General features: G+C 63.8%; 14 protein-coding genes. 6 read left to right on the top strand and 8 right to left on the bottom strand.

Features of this window, described 5'->3' with window-relative positions; translation table 11 throughout:
• Window positions 1-178 precede the first annotated feature (178 nt).
• On the top strand, window positions 179-1,048 hold the full coding sequence (locus AC5O5I_RS22985; protein ID WP_172226641.1) for an isocitrate lyase/PEP mutase family protein: 870 nt from the start codon (window positions 179-181) through the stop codon (window positions 1,046-1,048).
• A gap of 364 nt (window positions 1,049-1,412) precedes the next feature.
• On the opposite strand, the gene AC5O5I_RS22980 is transcribed toward AC5O5I_RS22985, so the two are convergent.
• Entirely contained in the window at window positions 1,413-2,318 is a 906-nt protein-coding gene (locus AC5O5I_RS22980) for a LysR family transcriptional regulator (RefSeq protein WP_172226644.1), read from the bottom strand.
• A gap of 102 nt (window positions 2,319-2,420) precedes the next feature.
• On the opposite strand from AC5O5I_RS22980, the gene AC5O5I_RS22975 reads away from it, so the two are divergent.
• Window positions 2,421-3,296: an MBL fold metallo-hydrolase gene (locus AC5O5I_RS22975; protein ID WP_172287492.1), complete on the top strand. Its 876-nt coding sequence runs from the start codon at window positions 2,421-2,423 to the stop codon at window positions 3,294-3,296.
• A 27-nt stretch (window positions 3,297-3,323) separates the two neighbouring features.
• A complete protein-coding gene (locus AC5O5I_RS22970; RefSeq protein WP_172226650.1) occupies window positions 3,324-3,938 on the top strand; it encodes an NAD(P)-dependent oxidoreductase in 615 nt (204 codons plus the stop codon).
• 36 nt (window positions 3,939-3,974) lie between these two features.
• Here the strand turns inward: AC5O5I_RS22970 and AC5O5I_RS22965 are convergent, their stop codons facing one another.
• The gene (locus AC5O5I_RS22965) at window positions 3,975-4,850 is read right to left on the bottom strand and encodes a LysR substrate-binding domain-containing protein (protein ID WP_494511623.1); all 876 of its coding nucleotides are present in this window, start codon (window positions 4,848-4,850) and stop codon (window positions 3,975-3,977) included.
• Between the two features lie 114 nt (window positions 4,851-4,964).
• On the opposite strand from AC5O5I_RS22965, the gene AC5O5I_RS22960 reads away from it, so the two are divergent.
• Entirely contained in the window at window positions 4,965-6,602 is a 1,638-nt protein-coding gene (locus AC5O5I_RS22960; RefSeq protein ID WP_494511622.1) for a 5-guanidino-2-oxopentanoate decarboxylase, read from the top strand.
• 138 nt (window positions 6,603-6,740) lie between these two features.
• Here AC5O5I_RS22960 and AC5O5I_RS22955 read toward each other — a convergent pair whose 3' ends face one another.
• Window positions 6,741-7,661 carry an AraC family transcriptional regulator gene (locus tag AC5O5I_RS22955; protein WP_494511621.1) on the bottom strand — a complete coding sequence of 307 codons (921 nt, stop codon included), beginning with the start codon at window positions 7,659-7,661 and terminating at the stop codon, window positions 6,741-6,743.
• 202 nt (window positions 7,662-7,863) lie between these two features.
• Between AC5O5I_RS22955 and AC5O5I_RS22950 the strand changes: the two genes are divergently transcribed.
• Complete coding sequence (locus AC5O5I_RS22950) at window positions 7,864-8,157, top strand: putative quinol monooxygenase (RefSeq protein ID WP_172227842.1); 294 nt, start codon at window positions 7,864-7,866, stop codon at window positions 8,155-8,157.
• A gap of 108 nt (window positions 8,158-8,265) precedes the next feature.
• Window positions 8,266-8,496 (top strand): hypothetical protein, encoded by a 231-nt coding sequence (locus AC5O5I_RS22945; RefSeq protein ID WP_172227844.1) that lies wholly within the window; start codon window positions 8,266-8,268, stop codon window positions 8,494-8,496.
• On the opposite strand, the gene AC5O5I_RS22940 is transcribed toward AC5O5I_RS22945, so the two are convergent.
• The 5 genes from AC5O5I_RS22940 to AC5O5I_RS22920 all read right to left on the bottom strand — a co-directional run bounded on the left by AC5O5I_RS22940 (window position 8,497) and on the right by AC5O5I_RS22920 (window position 14,659).
• Window positions 8,497-9,102, bottom strand: coding sequence for a flavin reductase family protein (locus AC5O5I_RS22940; protein WP_172227846.1), 606 nt, complete (start codon window positions 9,100-9,102; stop codon window positions 8,497-8,499). It lies immediately after the preceding gene.
• Between the two features lie 118 nt (window positions 9,103-9,220).
• The gene (locus AC5O5I_RS22935) at window positions 9,221-9,547 is read right to left on the bottom strand and encodes a hypothetical protein (RefSeq protein ID WP_172287500.1); all 327 of its coding nucleotides are present in this window, start codon (window positions 9,545-9,547) and stop codon (window positions 9,221-9,223) included.
• A 452-nt stretch (window positions 9,548-9,999) separates the two neighbouring features.
• Window positions 10,000-11,319: an MFS transporter gene (locus AC5O5I_RS22930; RefSeq protein WP_172227850.1), complete on the bottom strand. Its 1,320-nt coding sequence runs from the start codon at window positions 11,317-11,319 to the stop codon at window positions 10,000-10,002.
• A gap of 257 nt (window positions 11,320-11,576) precedes the next feature.
• On the bottom strand, window positions 11,577-12,908 hold the full coding sequence (locus AC5O5I_RS22925; RefSeq protein WP_172227852.1) for a sigma-54-dependent transcriptional regulator: 1,332 nt from the start codon (window positions 12,906-12,908) through the stop codon (window positions 11,577-11,579).
• A complete protein-coding gene (locus AC5O5I_RS22920) occupies window positions 12,902-14,659 on the bottom strand; it encodes a sensor histidine kinase (RefSeq protein ID WP_172227854.1) in 1,758 nt (585 codons plus the stop codon). Before AC5O5I_RS22920 ends, AC5O5I_RS22925 begins: the two co-directional genes overlap by 7 nt.
• Between the last annotated feature and the right edge of the window lie 43 nt (window positions 14,660-14,702).

Here is a 14,702-nt window from a genome sequence, read left to right as displayed (position 1 = left end):
CAGCTTGGTGCAACAATATGCCGCAGGTTTTCCGCCCGTTGTCTCCCACACCTTTTATTCCTCTGCCTGCATGTCGAGCATGACCGCCCGGAACGCGTCGGTTGGAACAGGCCAGGTAGACCCGATTACAGGGGTCGGTAGTTACCGTTCAAATTTCAACTTACATTGCGGAGTGATCATGCCCAAGGCTTCCCATCAAGATCTGCGTTTTGCCTTCCGCGAGCTGCTCGCTTCAGGTTCCTGTTTCCACACCGCATCGGTATTCGACCCGATGTCGGCACGCATTGCCGCAGACCTGGGCTTCGAGGTCGGCATCCTTGGCGGTTCCGTCGCGTCGTTGCAGGTGCTGGCCGCGCCGGACTTCGCCCTGATCACCCTCAGCGAGTTCGTCGAACAGGCCACTCGTATCGGCCGGGTAGCGCAGCTGCCGGTGCTGGCTGACGCCGACCATGGCTATGGCAACGCGCTGAACGTGATGCGCACGGTCACCGAACTGGAGCGCGCCGGTGTGGCTGCGCTGACCATCGAGGACACCCTGCTGCCTGCCCAGTTCGGCCGCAAGTCGACCGACCTGATCCCGGTCGAGGAAGGCGTGGGCAAGATCCGTGCGGCGCTGGAGGCGCGGGTCGATTCCTCGCTGTCGATCATTGCCCGCACCAACGCTGGCGTGCTCAGCACCGAAGAAATCATCGTGCGCACCCAGAGCTACCAGAAGGCCGGCGCCGATGGCATCTGTATGGTGGGTGTGAAGGACTTCGAGCAGCTGGAAAAGATCGCCGAGCACCTCACCGTGCCGCTGATGCTGGTCACCTATGCGAACCCGAACCTGCGCGACGACGAACGCCTGGCACGCCTTGGCGTGCGCATCGTGGTAGATGGCCATGCCGCCTACTTTGCCGCGATCAAGGCCACGTATGACTGCCTGCGGCTGCAGCGCGGCCAGCAGAACAAATCGGAAAGCCTGAGCGCTACCGAGCTCTCGCACACCTACACCCAGCCTGAGGACTACATCCGCTGGGCCAAGGAATACATGAGCGTCGAAGAGTGAGCGGCCGGGGCGCCGTCAACTCAACGGACGGCGCTCAAGGTTGCGCTGTGAGGCACGCAATGTGCCTGCTCGCAACTGGCGGCGGCGCTGGGCTGGCTGCGCAGCAGCTCGGCGCGCCAGCAGGCTGAGCCGTAGAGCCCTGCGACTGCAGTCAGGGCCATGACAAGGGCGACTCTTCTTGATTTGATGCCCATGGTGCTCACCTCCTGGTACAGCGATAGGTGATACCAAGAAGCATAGTCTATACGTTGACATGCACCGGCCTCTTCGCCGGCAAGCCAGCTCCCACAGGTACGCCATCGCAGCCAAAGCCAGCGCTATACCTGTGGGAGCTGGCTTGCCGGCGATGAGGCCACTATGTCCATTACAAATCGCGGTCCCACTCCGGCTCGTCCTGAAACCGCTGTACCAGAAAGTCCAGCATGCTGCGCAAGGTGGCCGGCATGTGCTTGCGCGAGGTGTACACGGCATTGAGACTCAGCTCGCGCGGCTTGGCTTGTGGCAGCAGGCGCACCAGCACACCTCTGCGCAGGGCCTCGGCGGCCTGGTAGGTGGGCAGCAGGGCGATGCCGGCGCCGGCCAGCGCGGCTTTCTGCAGGGTCATCGCCTCGTTGGCACTGATGTTCCCCGCCACCGGCACCGCGACCTGCTGGCCGGCCACCTCGAATTGCCAGAGGCTGTGCCCGAAGTAGGCATGGGTCAGGCAGTTGTGTCGGCTCAATTCCTCGACCCGTTGCGGCGTGCCATGCTCGTGCAGGTAGGCCGGTGCCGCGCAGACCACCGAACGGCACACGGTCAGGCGCCGGGCGATCAGGTTGGGGTCCAGGTCGTTGCTGGTGCGGATTGCCAGGTCGATGCGCTCATCCACCAGGTTGACGGTGCGGTCGAGCATCTGCAGTTCCACCTTCACCCCAGGGTAGCGGCGCACATAAGCAGCCACTGCATCCGCCAGCTGTGCCTGGCCGAAGGAGGTACTGACGCTGATACGCAGTGCGCCTTTCGGCGCGTCATCTGGCTGCTGCACCGCCGCCTGCAGGTCTCCGGCCAGTTCCAGCAATTGCCGGCAGCGCGGCAAGGTTTCCTGCCCGGCAGCGGTGAGGCTGAGCTTGCGGGTGGTGCGCTGCATCAGCCGGGCGCCCACCCACGCCTCCAGCTCGGCCAGGTAACGCGACACGACGGGGCGAGAAAGCTGCAGCTGATCAGCCGCCGCCGACTGGCTGCCCAGGTCGACGACGGTGACGAAAACGCGCATGGCGTTGAGACGGTCCATGATTTGCCCGGTTTCAGAAACAAACTATGTTCAAGCATCGCATTTTTTGTCACGGATCTGGCAACTAAGCTGTAGGGCATTGCTCATCTGAAGGCGTTGCCCATGTCTCTGTTCACCCCTTTGCGTGGCCTGCTGCTGGCCTGTGTAACCCTGGCCGGCCCGGTGCTGGCCGCCGAACCCTTGCAGCTGGAGGTCTACAACCCCGGGCACGCGGCGATTTTCCCGGTCAGCTCGGTGATCGTCAGCGGCCAGCACGACGCCGTGCTGGTCGATGCCCAGTTCGGCAAGGCCCAGGCGGAGCAGCTGGTACAGCGCCTGCGGGCCAGTGGCAAATACCTGGCCAGCATCTACATCAGCCATGGCGACCCGGACTACTACTTTGGCCTCGACACCCTGACCCAGGCCTTCCCCGATGCCAAGGTGCTGGCCTCGGCGGCCACCGTTGCGCACATTCGCCAGACGATGGATGCCAAGCTGGCGTACTGGGGGCCGCAGATGGGTGCGGACAAACCGGTAAGGCTGGTGGTGCCGCAGGTGCTCGAGGGCCACAGCCTGACCCTGGAAGGGCAGGCCCTCGAGGTGGTCGGCCTGGATGGCCCGCAGCCGGATCGCAGCTTTGTGTGGATCCCGTCGATCAAGGCGGTGGTGGGTGGCGTGGTGGTGTCCGAGCATATTCATGTATGGATGGCCGACACGCAAACGGCCAGGTCGCACGCCGACTGGCTTGGCACCCTGGCGCACATCGAAGCGTTGGCGCCGCGCACGGTCATCCCGGGCCACTACCTGGGCGATAGCAGCCGCTCGCTGAAGGCCGTGCGCTTTACTGCCGACTACATCCGTGCTTTCGATGCCGAAACCGCCAAGGCGAAAGATGCTGGCGCGTTGATCAAGGCGATGAAGCAGCGTTACCCGGGCCTGGCCGATGAAAGCTCGCTGGAGCTGGGGGCCAAGGTCGCCAAGGGCGAAATGAAGTGGTAATTCCGTTCAACTGATGGAGAGTATCCCATGAGCAAGATTGCAATCATCGGTGCCACTGGCCGCGCTGGCAGCCAGTTGCTGGAAGAGGTCCTGCGCCGTGGTCACAGCGTGCTGGCCATTGCCCGCGACCCTTCGAAGCTGCAGGGGCGTGACGGGGTGACCGTCATGGCACTGGATGCCAAGGACAGCGCGGCCCTTCAAGCGGCAGTGGCGGGTGTGGACGCGGTGCTGAGCGCGGCGCATTTCTCCACCATGGAGCCGCAGGCCATCATCGAACCGGTCAAGCGCGCCGGGGTCAAGCGCCTGCTGGTGGTGGGCGGTGCCGGCAGCCTGTTGCTGCCGTCGGGGCTTCGGGTAATCGACAGCCCGGACTTCCCGGAGGCGTACAAGGCCGAGGCCACTGCCGGGGTGCGTTTTCTGGAGGCGTTGCAGCGCGAGCCGAACCTGGACTGGACGTTCCTCTCACCGTCGGCGGAGTTCGTTGAAGGGGCGCGCAGCGGGCACTACACGTTGGGCAAGGACCATCTGCTGATCGGTGCGGATGGCAAGAGCTGGATCACCTTTGCCGACTATGCGATTGCCATGCTGGATGAGCTGGAGAAGCCGCAGCATTCACGTCAGCGGTTCACAGTCGGCTATTGAGTTGCCTTCTTCGCGGGCGAGCCCGCGAAGAGGCCTTCACAGGCTGGCCTGGCCCTCCAGCCAGTCCAGCAACTCCATCAATCCCGCCGGCAAGTTCCTGGCCTGGCTCACCAGGTAATAACCTTTACCGGTCAGCACCTTCAGCGCAAACGGCATGCACAACCGCCCACCACGCAAGTCATCGCCAATCAGCGACCAATCACCGATAGCCACCCCTGTCCCCTGTGAAGCCATGGCCATTGCCATGTCCAGCGTCTCGAAGTGTTGCTTCGGCCCCTGTGCAGCCAGCGTTACCCCAGCCGCCTGCAGCCATAACCGCCAGTCGTGCTCATCCCGCGAAGGGTGCAACAGCATGTGCCGGGCCAGGTCCTCGACCTGCTGCAACGGTACCGGCCCCTGGCGCAGTGACGGCGCACACACCGGCGTAAGCTGTTCATCGAACAGCTTACGCACATGCAGACCATGGTTTGGCGCATCGCCATAGACCACCGCGGCATCGAAGCCTTCCCGACGAAAATCAACCCCATGCTGCACGGTGGGGGTCAGTTCCACCGGCACATCCGGGCGCAGTGCCTGCCATTCCATCAGGCGCGGCAGCAGCCAGCGCATCACGCAGGTCGGCGCCTTGAGTTGCAAGGTCGCGCGGCGCCCACCCACTTCGTGCACCCCTTGTTCGATCAGCGCGAACACCTGCTGCACCCGTGGCAACCAGTCCTGGCCTTCACGGGTCAGGCTCAAGCCACGGGCCTCGCGCTGGAACAAGGCATAGCCCAGGTGCTGCTCAAGGGCGGCGATCTGGCGGCTCACCGCGCCTTGGGTGATGTGCAGCTGTTGCCCGGCACGGGTGAAGTTGCAGTGCTGGGCGGTGACCAGAAATGTGTGGAGGGCGGGCAGGGGCGGGAGGCGTTTCATTGCGCTAAGCCATGATTACAGGACATGGCTAGTATGTGTTTTTTTGCATTGTGGGCATAGCCACCGCTTGGGTCCAATAAGGGCTCAACCCAACAAGATACATGGTGAACCCCGATGGCAACGTGCGGCGAAGTACTGGTAAAACTCCTTGAAGGCTATGGCGTTGACCATGTCTTCGGTATCCCCGGGGTACACACCGTGGAGCTTTACCGTGGCCTGGCGGGCTCGTCCATTCGTCATGTCACGCCGCGCCATGAGCAGGGCGCGGGGTTCATGGCCGACGGCTATGCGCGCACCCGTGGCAAACCCGGGGTGTGTTTTATCATCACCGGCCCGGGCATGACCAATATCACCACCGCCATGGGCCAGGCCTATGCCGACTCGATCCCGATGCTGGTGATCTCCAGTGTGCAGTCCCGTGATCAGCTGGGCGGCGGCCGTGGCAAGCTGCACGAGCTGCCGAACCAGGCGGCGCTGGTAGCGGGTGTGGCCGCGTTTTCCCACACCTTGATGAGTGCGGCGGACCTGCCGCAGGTGCTGGCCCGGGCCTTTGCCGTGTTCGACAGTGCCCGGCCGCGCCCGGTGCATATCGAGATCCCGCTGGATGTGCTGGTGGAACCCGCCGACCAGCTGCTGCCGGGCCGCCCGGTGCGTGGCAGCCGGGCGGGCGCCGCACCGCAGGCCGTGGCGCAGATGGCCGCGCGGCTGGCCCGGGCGAAGCGGCCATTGATCCTGGCGGGCGGCGGGGCGCTGGCTGCCGGGGCTGCGCTGGCGCGCCTGGCCGAACACCTGCAGGCCCCGGTGGCGCTGACAATCAATGCCAAGGGTTTGCTGCCGGCCAGCCACCCGCTGCAGATCGGCTCTACCCAGTCGCTCCCGGCCACGCGTGCGCTGGTGGCTGAGGCCGACGTAGTGCTGGCAATCGGTACCGAGCTTGCCGAAACCGACTATGACGTGACCTTCAAAGGTGGTTTCGAGATTCCGGGCAGCCTGCTGCGCATCGACATCGACCCGGACCAGACCGTGCGCAATTACTTGCCAGAGCTAGCGCTGGTGGCCGATGCCGAGCTGGCGGCCGAAGCACTGCTCGGCGCCTTGCAGGCCCAGCCGCAGCCCGTGCGTGAGAGCACTTGGGGTGTGACCCGGGTGGCCAACCTGCGCCAGGTGCTGGCAGAAGGTTGGGATCAGCCAACCCTGAGTCAGACGCGTTTGCTGAAGGCGATTCTCGAACGCCTGCCCAATGCGATTCTGGTGGGCGACTCTACTCAGCCGGTGTACACCGGCAACCTGACCGTGGACATGGACCAGCCACGGCGCTGGTTCAATGCCTCGACTGGCTACGGCACCCTGGGCTACGCCCTGCCAGCGGCCATGGGCGCCTGGCTGGGCAGCGCGCAGCAGGCCGGCGAGCGGGCGCCTGCGGTGTGCCTGATTGGCGATGGCGGTTTGCAGTTCACCCTGCCGGAACTGGCCAGTGCGGTGGAGGCACAGGTGCCGCTGGTCGTGCTGCTGTGGAATAACCAGGGGTACGAGGAGATCAAGAAGTACATGGTCAACCGCGCTATCGAGCCGGTCGGGGTGGATATTCATACCCCGGACTTCATCGGTGTGGCGCGGGCGTTGGGGGCTGCGGCAGAAAACGTTGCGGATGTGGCGCAACTGCAGGCGGCGCTGGGGCAGGCGGTGGCGCGCAAGGGGCCGACCTTGATCCAGGTGGACCAGAATCAGTGGCAGGACACGGTCATTGGTTGAACTTTGATCCTGGATTGCTGGTGCTGGCCCAATCGCCGGCAAGCCAGCTCCCACAGGTACAGCGCATGCCGCCAGGTTGATGCGATCCCTGTGGAAGCAGGCTTGCCGGCGATTGGGCCGGTACAGCCACCATGAGCTTCACCCAGCGGTAGCCCGCAACCTGGCCACATCGCGAATCGGCGGTGCGCCATACAGCCGGCTGTATTCGCGGCTGAACTGCGACGGGCTTTCATAGCCCACCCGGTAGGCGGCCACTGCCGCCTCAAGCCCGTCATTGAGCATCAGCCGCCGCGCCTCCTGCAGGCGCAGCTGTTTCTGATACTGCAACGGGCTCATGGACGTCACCGCCTTGAACCTGTGGTGCAAGGTCGAGGTGCTCAGGTTCACTTCCCGGGCAAGATCCTCGATGCGCAGGGGCAACTGGTAGTTTTGGTTGAGCCAGCTGATGGCCTGGCAAACCCTGTGCGTCTGGCTATTGGCCAAGGCAATTTCATACAGCCGATGACCCTGCGGCCCACGCAGCAGGCGGTAGAGAATCTCACGACGGATCAGCGGCGCCAGCATACCGATGTCGCGCGGAGTCTCCAGCAGGCGGATCAGCCGCAGTAGGGCATCGAGCAACGCGGCATCGGTTTTTTCCACATACAGGCCTCGGCCCGAGGGGCGGTTGGGCACCAGCATCGGCCCGCTCTCGGCGATCAGCTGGCTGATCTCGGCAGGGTCCAGGTCCAGGCGCACGCCAAGGCTGGGGTTCTCGGGGCTGGCGTCGAGCTTCACGGCGCTCAGCGGCAGGGTCACCGATACCACCATGTAGTGCAGCGGGTCATAGGCGTACTGCTCGTCGCCGAGAAACAGGCTTTTGCTGCCTTGGGCCAGAATGCACAGCGCCGGTTGGGCAAAGGTTGGTACCGAGCGCACGTTTTCGGTATAGCGCACCAGGTACAGGTCATCGATGGCCGAAGCCGGGCCATGGGGATCGCCGGCGTGGCGACGGATCAGCTCGGCAAGCTCCTGGCGCTGCAGCTCCAGGGACGGCTCGGTGGAGGTGGCGGTGGTCATGTTGGCGTTCCTCTGATGACCCACGCAGCATAAGTTTGCGCCGTGTCGGGCGCTAGTCGAAAGCTGCAGCTCGATTGCCTGATCCTGCCGCATTGCAGGATCAGGCAATCGGCATGCAGTAATGGCCTAACGCGGCTCGCGCTCAAGACCCTAACCTTGGCAGCCTGGTTTATCCGTCCGCTGGCTTCAAGGAGATTGTGCAATGACCCTACAACAACCGGTCACCCACCTTGCTTTCATCCGTGCCAGCAGCGGGCGCTCGGCGGAGCTGGGCGCGCGCCTGCGTGACCTGCTCGAGCCCTCGTTGCGTGCACCAGGTTGCCTGAGTTTTACCGTGCAGCGATCGCAGGCGGATGCGGACTTGTGGTTGCTCAGCGGAAGCTGGCAAGACCAGCAGGCGATGAGTGGATACTTCGCTTCGCCGACGCTGGAGGTGTTTGGTGAGCTGGTGCAGGCGCAGGTGGTCAGCAGCCTGGATCTGCATACCTTTGATTGATGTATTGCCTGTACTGGCCCTATCGCCGGCAAGCCAGCTCCCACAGGTTCGGCGCAGGTGCTGAATGGAGTAATATGCCGCAAATTGATCAACGAAGCGGACAGCAACATGGCACGTAGGGAATTCCCGCAATTCGAAGCGGTTTCGGCGATGGTGCCGGTGGACGGTGGCGGCTACAACGCGGCCATCGCGGTCAAGGCTTTGGCAGGCGGCGCACCGCGCTTCCACAAGGTGCTCGATGGGCAGGTGTTCAAGGGCGCCGTGGCCGCCGACGAAGCGGCCACCGCCGAGCTGCAACGCCTGCAGGGCGTCAGCGAAGAGGGTGAGCTGGTCTGGTGATCAGGCCGGCGGCCGGGCCATCTTGAACAGGTTGCCCAGCTCGAAATAGTCCGCCGGGCCACCGCCTCGCAGGATCGGTTCGGCGGCAGCAGTATCGTAGATGCCGTTGTTAAGCAGGTGCTCGGCAATGTGCACCGCCACCACTTCACCCAGGATCAGCCAGCTGGGCACCAGCGCCTGGTCGGCCCGCTTGAGCTGCACGATCTGGCTGACCTTGCACTCGAAGGCTACCGGCGTTTCGCCCACACGCGGCACCTTGACGATGCGCGATGGCGCTGCGCTGAGGCCGCTCAATTCGAACTCGTTCACTTCGGCAGCAACCGGCGCGCAGCTCTGGTTCATCTGCTCCGCCAGTGGACGGGTGGCCAGGTTCCAGACGAATTCGCCGGTCTGCTCGATGTTGTTCAGGCTGTCTTTGCGCCCGACACTGCAGAAACCGATGATCGGCGGGATGTAGTTGAAGGCGTTGAAGAAGCTGTAAGGCGCCAGATTCAGGCGGCCTTCGCGGTCCTGTGAGGAGATCCAGCCGATAGGGCGGGGGCCGACGATGGCGTTGAACGGGTCGTGGGGCAGGCCGTGGCCTTTGGCGGGTTCGTAGTAATACATCTGTGCTGGGCTTGTTGGCCCTACCTCCTGGTGGACAAGGCGCCTAGTGTGCCAAGCCTGTGCCCGGCTGAAAATGATCAAGCCCGGCAAAAGCCGGGCTGGGCGCTCGCATCAGGGATCAGCTGATGCGGTGGGCGTTGGTGCGGTCGAAACCGTCTTCGGCAAAACGTTGGCCGCCGGTGCGGTCGAAACCGTCTTCAGCAAAGCGTTGGCCGCCGGTGCGGTCGAAACCGTCTTCAGCAAAGCGTTGGCCGCCGGTGCGGTCGAAACCGTCTTCAGCAAAGCGTTGGCCACCGGTGCGGTCGAAACCATCTTCAGCGTAGCTGGCGGATTGGCTCTGGGCTGTGGCGAAGGTGTGGGCGTCGGTGCGGTCAAAGCCATCTTCAGCGAAGGCGCCAGCAGCGAAAACCGAAAGGGCCAAGGTCAGGATAAGTTTGTTTTTCATGGTCGTTGCTCCGGGGTGGATGAAGTTGTTTGTTTCCATGGGTTTAATGCTACTCCGATTAAATTGATTAAAAAGCGCAAAAATATGCATTTTAAGATCTAATAAATCGATATGTTGAGGCGCGGGTCCGGTGAATTGGACAGCGGCCTGACTCTGGAAGCGTCCGCAGTTGCGGGCAGCGTTCTGCCAGCCAATGCAGCTTGATGGTGTGGAATTAATGGGGCGTTAAGAAGGAAAAACCTGACGGCCGAGGCCGATGACCGTATTTTTCATCAATCCCCAACCGATTTTTCAGGCGCTGCTCAGCACCATCGCCCCTTCGGCGCCACGTTCGGCGACTTCCTGACCAAGCCCCACGAATAGGGATGGCGACTGGCTCACTGTCCCGTTTGCATCATGAAAAAAGGGCGCCCCATGCGATGGAGCGCCCCTTCAGTCTTGCAACTCCAGCATCAGTCAGTAGTAATCCGCGAGTGCTGCTTGGTGTCCTTCATGGTCGCGTAAACCAGCAGCGAGCAGGCGATGCAGGCGGTGACGTACCAGTAGAAGCCGCTTTCCATGCCAACGCTCTTGAACCACAGGGCTATGTACTCGGCAGTGCCGCCGAAGATCGACACGGTCAGCGCGTAGGGCAGGCCCACGCCCAGTGCGCGAATTTCGGTAGGGAACAGCTCGGCTTTGACCACGGCGTTGATCGAGGTGTAACCGCTGACGATGATCAGCGCCGCCATGATCAGGAAGAACGCGCCCCACCAGGTCTGGATGGTGTGCAGCGTGCTCAGGATCGGCACGGTGAACAAGGTGCCGAGCACACCGAAGGCGATCAGGATAGGGCGTCGGCCGATCTTGTCGGACAGGCCGCCGATCACCGGCTGCAGGCACATGAACAGGAACAGCGTGGCGGCCGAGATGGTGGTCGAGTCGCTGATGCTCATGCCCACGGTGTTGACCAGGTACTTCTGCATGTAAGTGGTGTAGGTGTAGAAGGCCAGGGTGCCGCCCATGGTCAGGCCGACCACGGTCATCAGCTCCTTGGGGTGGCGCATCAGGGTGCGCATCAGGCTTTCCTTGGCCTTTTCCTTCTTGCTGAAGGACGCGGTTTCTTCCATGCCGCGACGCAGGTACAGGGCAACCACGGCGCACAGGGCACCGATCACGAACGGCACGCGCCAGCCCCAGGCATACAGCTGCTCGGTGGTGAGGGTCTGTTGCAGGACGATCAGCACCGCCAGGGCGATGAGCTGGCCGGAGATCAGGGTCACGTACTGGAAGCTGGAGAAGAAGCCACGGCGTTCCTTGCTGGCCATTTCGCTCAGGTAGGTGGCCGAGGTGCCGTATTCGCCACCCACCGACAGCCCTTGCAGCAGGCGTGCGAAGACCAGCAGGATCGGGGCGGCCACGCCGATGGTTTCATAACCCGGGGTCAGGGCGATGACCAGCGAACCTGCGCACATCAGCAGCACCGAAGCCATCAGCGCGGCCTTGCGGCCTTTGCGGTCGGCGTACAGGCCCATCAGCCAGCCACCGATCGGGCGCATGAGGAAGCCGACGGCAAAGATCGCAGCGGTATTGAGCAGTTGTGCGGTGGAATCGCCGGCCGGGAAGAAGGCCTTGGCGAAGTACAGCGAGAATGCGGCGTAGACGTACCAGTCGTACCATTCCACCATGTTGCCGATGGACCCGCTGAAGATCGACTTCAGGCGGCTGGCGGTGGTTTTTTCTGCGGCAGGCGCGGTGGCCGCCCCGGCGGGCAGGGAGGTGGCGTTATCCATCAGGGATACCTTCTCGTTGTTTTTGTGGAGCGCGCCGTGGCGCAGCTTGCCAAGGCCATTGCAGAAGGTGTGCCAAATGGGTGCGTGGTGATTCATTCGGGGGCATTCAACCCCAAGTGAACCCCGTAATAAGCAGGCCGGCGCTGTCCCTGCAGGAGCGGCCTTGTGTGGCGTGGGCTGCAAAGCAGCCCCAAAATCTCGAAGGAATAAGCGGAATTCCGCTTGCTGTACGCACCCAATAAGCGGATTTCCGCTCATTACCTCCCGATAAAATCCTCGCGCACCAACCCATGCCGCTGCATCTTTTCGTTCAGCGTACGCCGTGGCAGCTGCAACGTTTCCATCACCGCCTTGATCTCGCCCCCATGCTGGCGCAACGCCGCACGCAGGCACTGCGCCTCGAACGCTTCGATCTGTTCGCCCAGCGACCGCCCGGCCGGGGCCACTTCGATGTTCGGCGCACCCAACCCCAGCGCATGCCGCTCTGCCGCATTGGCCAGCTCACGTACATTGCCCGGCCAGTCATGCGACAGTAGCTGTGCCAGCTGAGCGCCCGACAGCGGCGGCGCCACACGGCCAAGCTTTTCGCCAGCAGCCCGGGCAAAGTGCTGGAACAGCAGCGGGATGTCTTCACGCCGCTCGCGCAAGGGCGCCAGGCGCAGTTCAGCTACGTTCAGCCGGTAGGCGAGGTCTTCACGAAAACGCCCGGCCCGGGCCTCTTCAAGCAGGTCTGGCTTGGTTGCGGCAATGATGCGCAGGTCGACGCTGATGCTCTGGTTGGCCCCAAGGCGCTCCAGCTTCTGCTCCTGTATGACCCGCAACAGCTTGGCCTGCTGGGCCAGTGGCATGCTTTCGATCTCGTCGAGGAACACCGTGCCGCCGTTGGCATACTCCAGCTTGCCGATACGCTTGCCCTGGGCACCGGTGAAGGCGCCGCTTTCATGGCCAAAAAGCTCGGCCTCGAACAGTGACTCGGGGATTGCCGCGCAGTTGAGGGCGACAAAAGGCTTGCCGGCGCGAGGGCCAAAATCGTGCAGGCAGCGGGCTACCCGCTCCTTGCCACTGCCGGTTTCGCCACGGATCAGCACATTGACCGGCAGGCTGGCCAGGTCCAGCACTTGCCGGCGCAGGGCTTGCAGGCCTTGCGACATGCCCAGCAGCGTGTCCTCCAGGCGTGACTTGAGGTCCGCCTGTTCGTGCAACCGGCGGTTTTCCAGCACCAGCTGGCGCTTTTCCAGGGCACGGCGCAGGCTGCCGAGCAGGTGCTGCGGGGTAAAGGGCTTTTCCAGGAAGTCATAGGCCCCGCTGCGCATGGCCTCCACAGCCATGGGCACGTCGCCGTGGCCGGTCAGCAGGATTACCGGCAGGTCGGGGTCGTCCGCCTGCAGGCGCTCGAGCAATTGCAGGCCATCCATGCCGGGCATGCGCACATCGCTGATGATTACTCCGGGAAAGTGCGCGGGCAGGTGGGCCAGGCATTCATCGGCGCGCGCGAACAACTGCACGCTGAAGCCGGACAGACTTAGCCACTGTTCGACCGCGCTGCGGATACTGGCTTCATCATCGACAACGATCACTGAATTCAACATACAGGCTCCAGGTCTCGGGGCAGGGTCAGGCTGAAGCGAGCACCGCCGGGCAAGTTTTCGGCCAGCAGCTGGCCACCGGCCTCGTGGACGATCCCGTAGGAGATCGCCAGGCCAAGCCCCAGGCCTTCGCCCACCGGCTTGGTGGTGAAAAACGGGTCGAAGACCTTGGTCAGGTCGGCCTCGGCAATGCCGCCACCGGAGTCGAGCACACTCAGGCGCCACAGTTCGCCATCGCGCTCGATGCGCATCTCCAGGCGTTTGTAACGCTTGTCGGCCATGGCGTCGAGCGCGTTGCGCAGCAGGTTGATCAGCACCTGTTCCAGGCGGATGGCATCGCCGCGCACCCAGGCAGGGCGGGCCAGGTACAGGGCTACCTCAACTTGTTCGCTGCGAATGCGTGCCTCCAGCAAGTGCAAGGCCTGGTCGACCACGGTGGCCAGGTCCAGCCGCTCGCGCAGGCCCACTGGGCTATTGCGGGCGAAGGTCTTCAGGTGGCTGGTGAGCGCGGCCATGCGCGTCAGCATCTGCTCCAGCGGTTCCAGCGCCTGACGTGCTTCGTCATGACGGCCATGGTCGAGCAGCAGCCGCAGGGTTTCGAGCTGCATGCGCTGGGTGGTCAGCGGCTGGTTGATTTCATGGGCCATGGCCGCCGACATCTGCCCGAGCGCCGCCAGCTTGGCCGATTGCACCAGGCCCTCCTGAGCGGTGCGCAGCTCGCGGGTGCGCTCCTCGACCTGGCGTTTGAGTTCTTCCCGGTTGCGTTGCCGCAGGCGCGCCAGGCGCAGGCGCTGGCTAACGAACAGCGCGGCAAACACCAGGCTCAGCCACACTGCGGCAGCCCCCAGGGCGGCATTGCGGCCACTGGCGGCGACCTGCGGTTTACGCAACAGGTGCAGGGTCCAGGCCTCGCCAGGCAGCGGCAGGCTTTCCCACAGGTATTCGGTGCTGCCTTGCGGGCCCTGCACACGGCTGAGGTGGCTGTTTTCGGCAAAACGGGTCAGCACCTGGTGTTGCAAGGGCACCAGGGGTTGCTTGTCGTATTGCCGGGTTTCAGCCAGCTCGGCGCGGTCGGCACTGCTGAGCGGTTTGAGCTCGCGGTAGCGCCAGCCATCCTGGTTGGCGATGAAGGTGATGCCGCGGGCGTCGCTGACCAGCAGGATATCGCTGCCTTGGCGCCACTCGCGCTCCAGTTCAGGGAACTCCAGCTTGACCACCATGGCACCGAGGAAGCGGCCCTGCTCATCATTCACCGCGCTGGCGAGGAAGTAGCCCGGCACGCCGCTGGTCACGCCCACGGCATAGAAGCGGCCACTGCCCTGGCTACGGGTTTGCTTGAAGTACGGGCGAAAGCCGTAGTTGGAGCCGACGTAGCTGCTGGGCAGTCGCCAATTGCTGGCGGCAATCGCCAGGCCAGTGCGGTCGAGCAGTTCGAGGGTGGAGGAATTGGCGGCGCCATTGATGCGCTCAAGCTTGCGGTTCAGGGCGTCCTGCACCGCTTCGCTGACCGGGCCGCGCAGGGCGGCGATCAGTTCCGGGTCCAGCGCCAGTACGGCGGGCAGGGCGCGGTAGCGGTCGATCAGGGTGTGCAGGGCGTTGGCGTACAGCCCCAGTTGCTGGCTGGCACGCCGGGCGTCGTCTTCCATGGCCTGGCGCTTGGCCTGGTGCATGGCCCAGCCGGCGCTCAGGGCGGTACCCAGCGCGATCAGCAGGGTGATCAGCCCCAGACGCAGGGCGCGAAAGGAAAAGGGCATGGGGCGGATCCAGATGATTGGAATATCGGGACCGGCCCCTTCG

The organism is Pseudomonas sp. 9_2_1, from assembly GCF_059295275.1.
The sequence above is the reverse complement of the archived record's forward strand: the minus strand, read 5'-3'. Positions and strand labels throughout refer to the sequence as shown.

What these genes read in the sequence shown, in the direction of transcription:
- AC5O5I_RS22945 (WP_172227844.1), top strand. Translation starts at nt 8,266, where the DNA reads ATGGCACGTAGGGAATTCCCGCAATTCGAAGCGGTTTCGGCGATGGTG.
- AC5O5I_RS22935 (WP_172287500.1), bottom strand. Translation starts at nt 9,547, where the DNA reads ATGAAAAACAAACTTATCCTGACCTTGGCCCTTTCGGTTTTCGCTGCT.
- AC5O5I_RS22920 (WP_172227854.1), bottom strand. Translation starts at nt 14,659, where the DNA reads ATGCCCTTTTCCTTTCGCGCCCTGCGTCTGGGGCTGATCACCCTGCTG.
- AC5O5I_RS22940 (WP_172227846.1), bottom strand. Translation starts at nt 9,102, where the DNA reads ATGTATTACTACGAACCCGCCAAAGGCCACGGCCTGCCCCACGACCCG.
- AC5O5I_RS22985 (WP_172226641.1), top strand. Translation starts at nt 179, where the DNA reads ATGCCCAAGGCTTCCCATCAAGATCTGCGTTTTGCCTTCCGCGAGCTG.
- AC5O5I_RS22930 (WP_172227850.1), bottom strand. Translation starts at nt 11,319, where the DNA reads ATGGATAACGCCACCTCCCTGCCCGCCGGGGCGGCCACCGCGCCTGCC.
- AC5O5I_RS22960 (WP_494511622.1), top strand. Translation starts at nt 4,965, where the DNA reads ATGGCAACGTGCGGCGAAGTACTGGTAAAACTCCTTGAAGGCTATGGC.
- AC5O5I_RS22970 (WP_172226650.1), top strand. Translation starts at nt 3,324, where the DNA reads ATGAGCAAGATTGCAATCATCGGTGCCACTGGCCGCGCTGGCAGCCAG.
- AC5O5I_RS22980 (WP_172226644.1), bottom strand. Translation starts at nt 2,318, where the DNA reads ATGGACCGTCTCAACGCCATGCGCGTTTTCGTCACCGTCGTCGACCTG.
- AC5O5I_RS22925 (WP_172227852.1), bottom strand. Translation starts at nt 12,908, where the DNA reads ATGTTGAATTCAGTGATCGTTGTCGATGATGAAGCCAGTATCCGCAGC.
- AC5O5I_RS22965 (WP_494511623.1), bottom strand. Translation starts at nt 4,850, where the DNA reads ATGAAACGCCTCCCGCCCCTGCCCGCCCTCCACACATTTCTGGTCACC.
- AC5O5I_RS22975 (WP_172287492.1), top strand. Translation starts at nt 2,421, where the DNA reads ATGTCTCTGTTCACCCCTTTGCGTGGCCTGCTGCTGGCCTGTGTAACC.
- AC5O5I_RS22950 (WP_172227842.1), top strand. Translation starts at nt 7,864, where the DNA reads ATGACCCTACAACAACCGGTCACCCACCTTGCTTTCATCCGTGCCAGC.
- AC5O5I_RS22955 (WP_494511621.1), bottom strand. Translation starts at nt 7,661, where the DNA reads ATGACCACCGCCACCTCCACCGAGCCGTCCCTGGAGCTGCAGCGCCAG.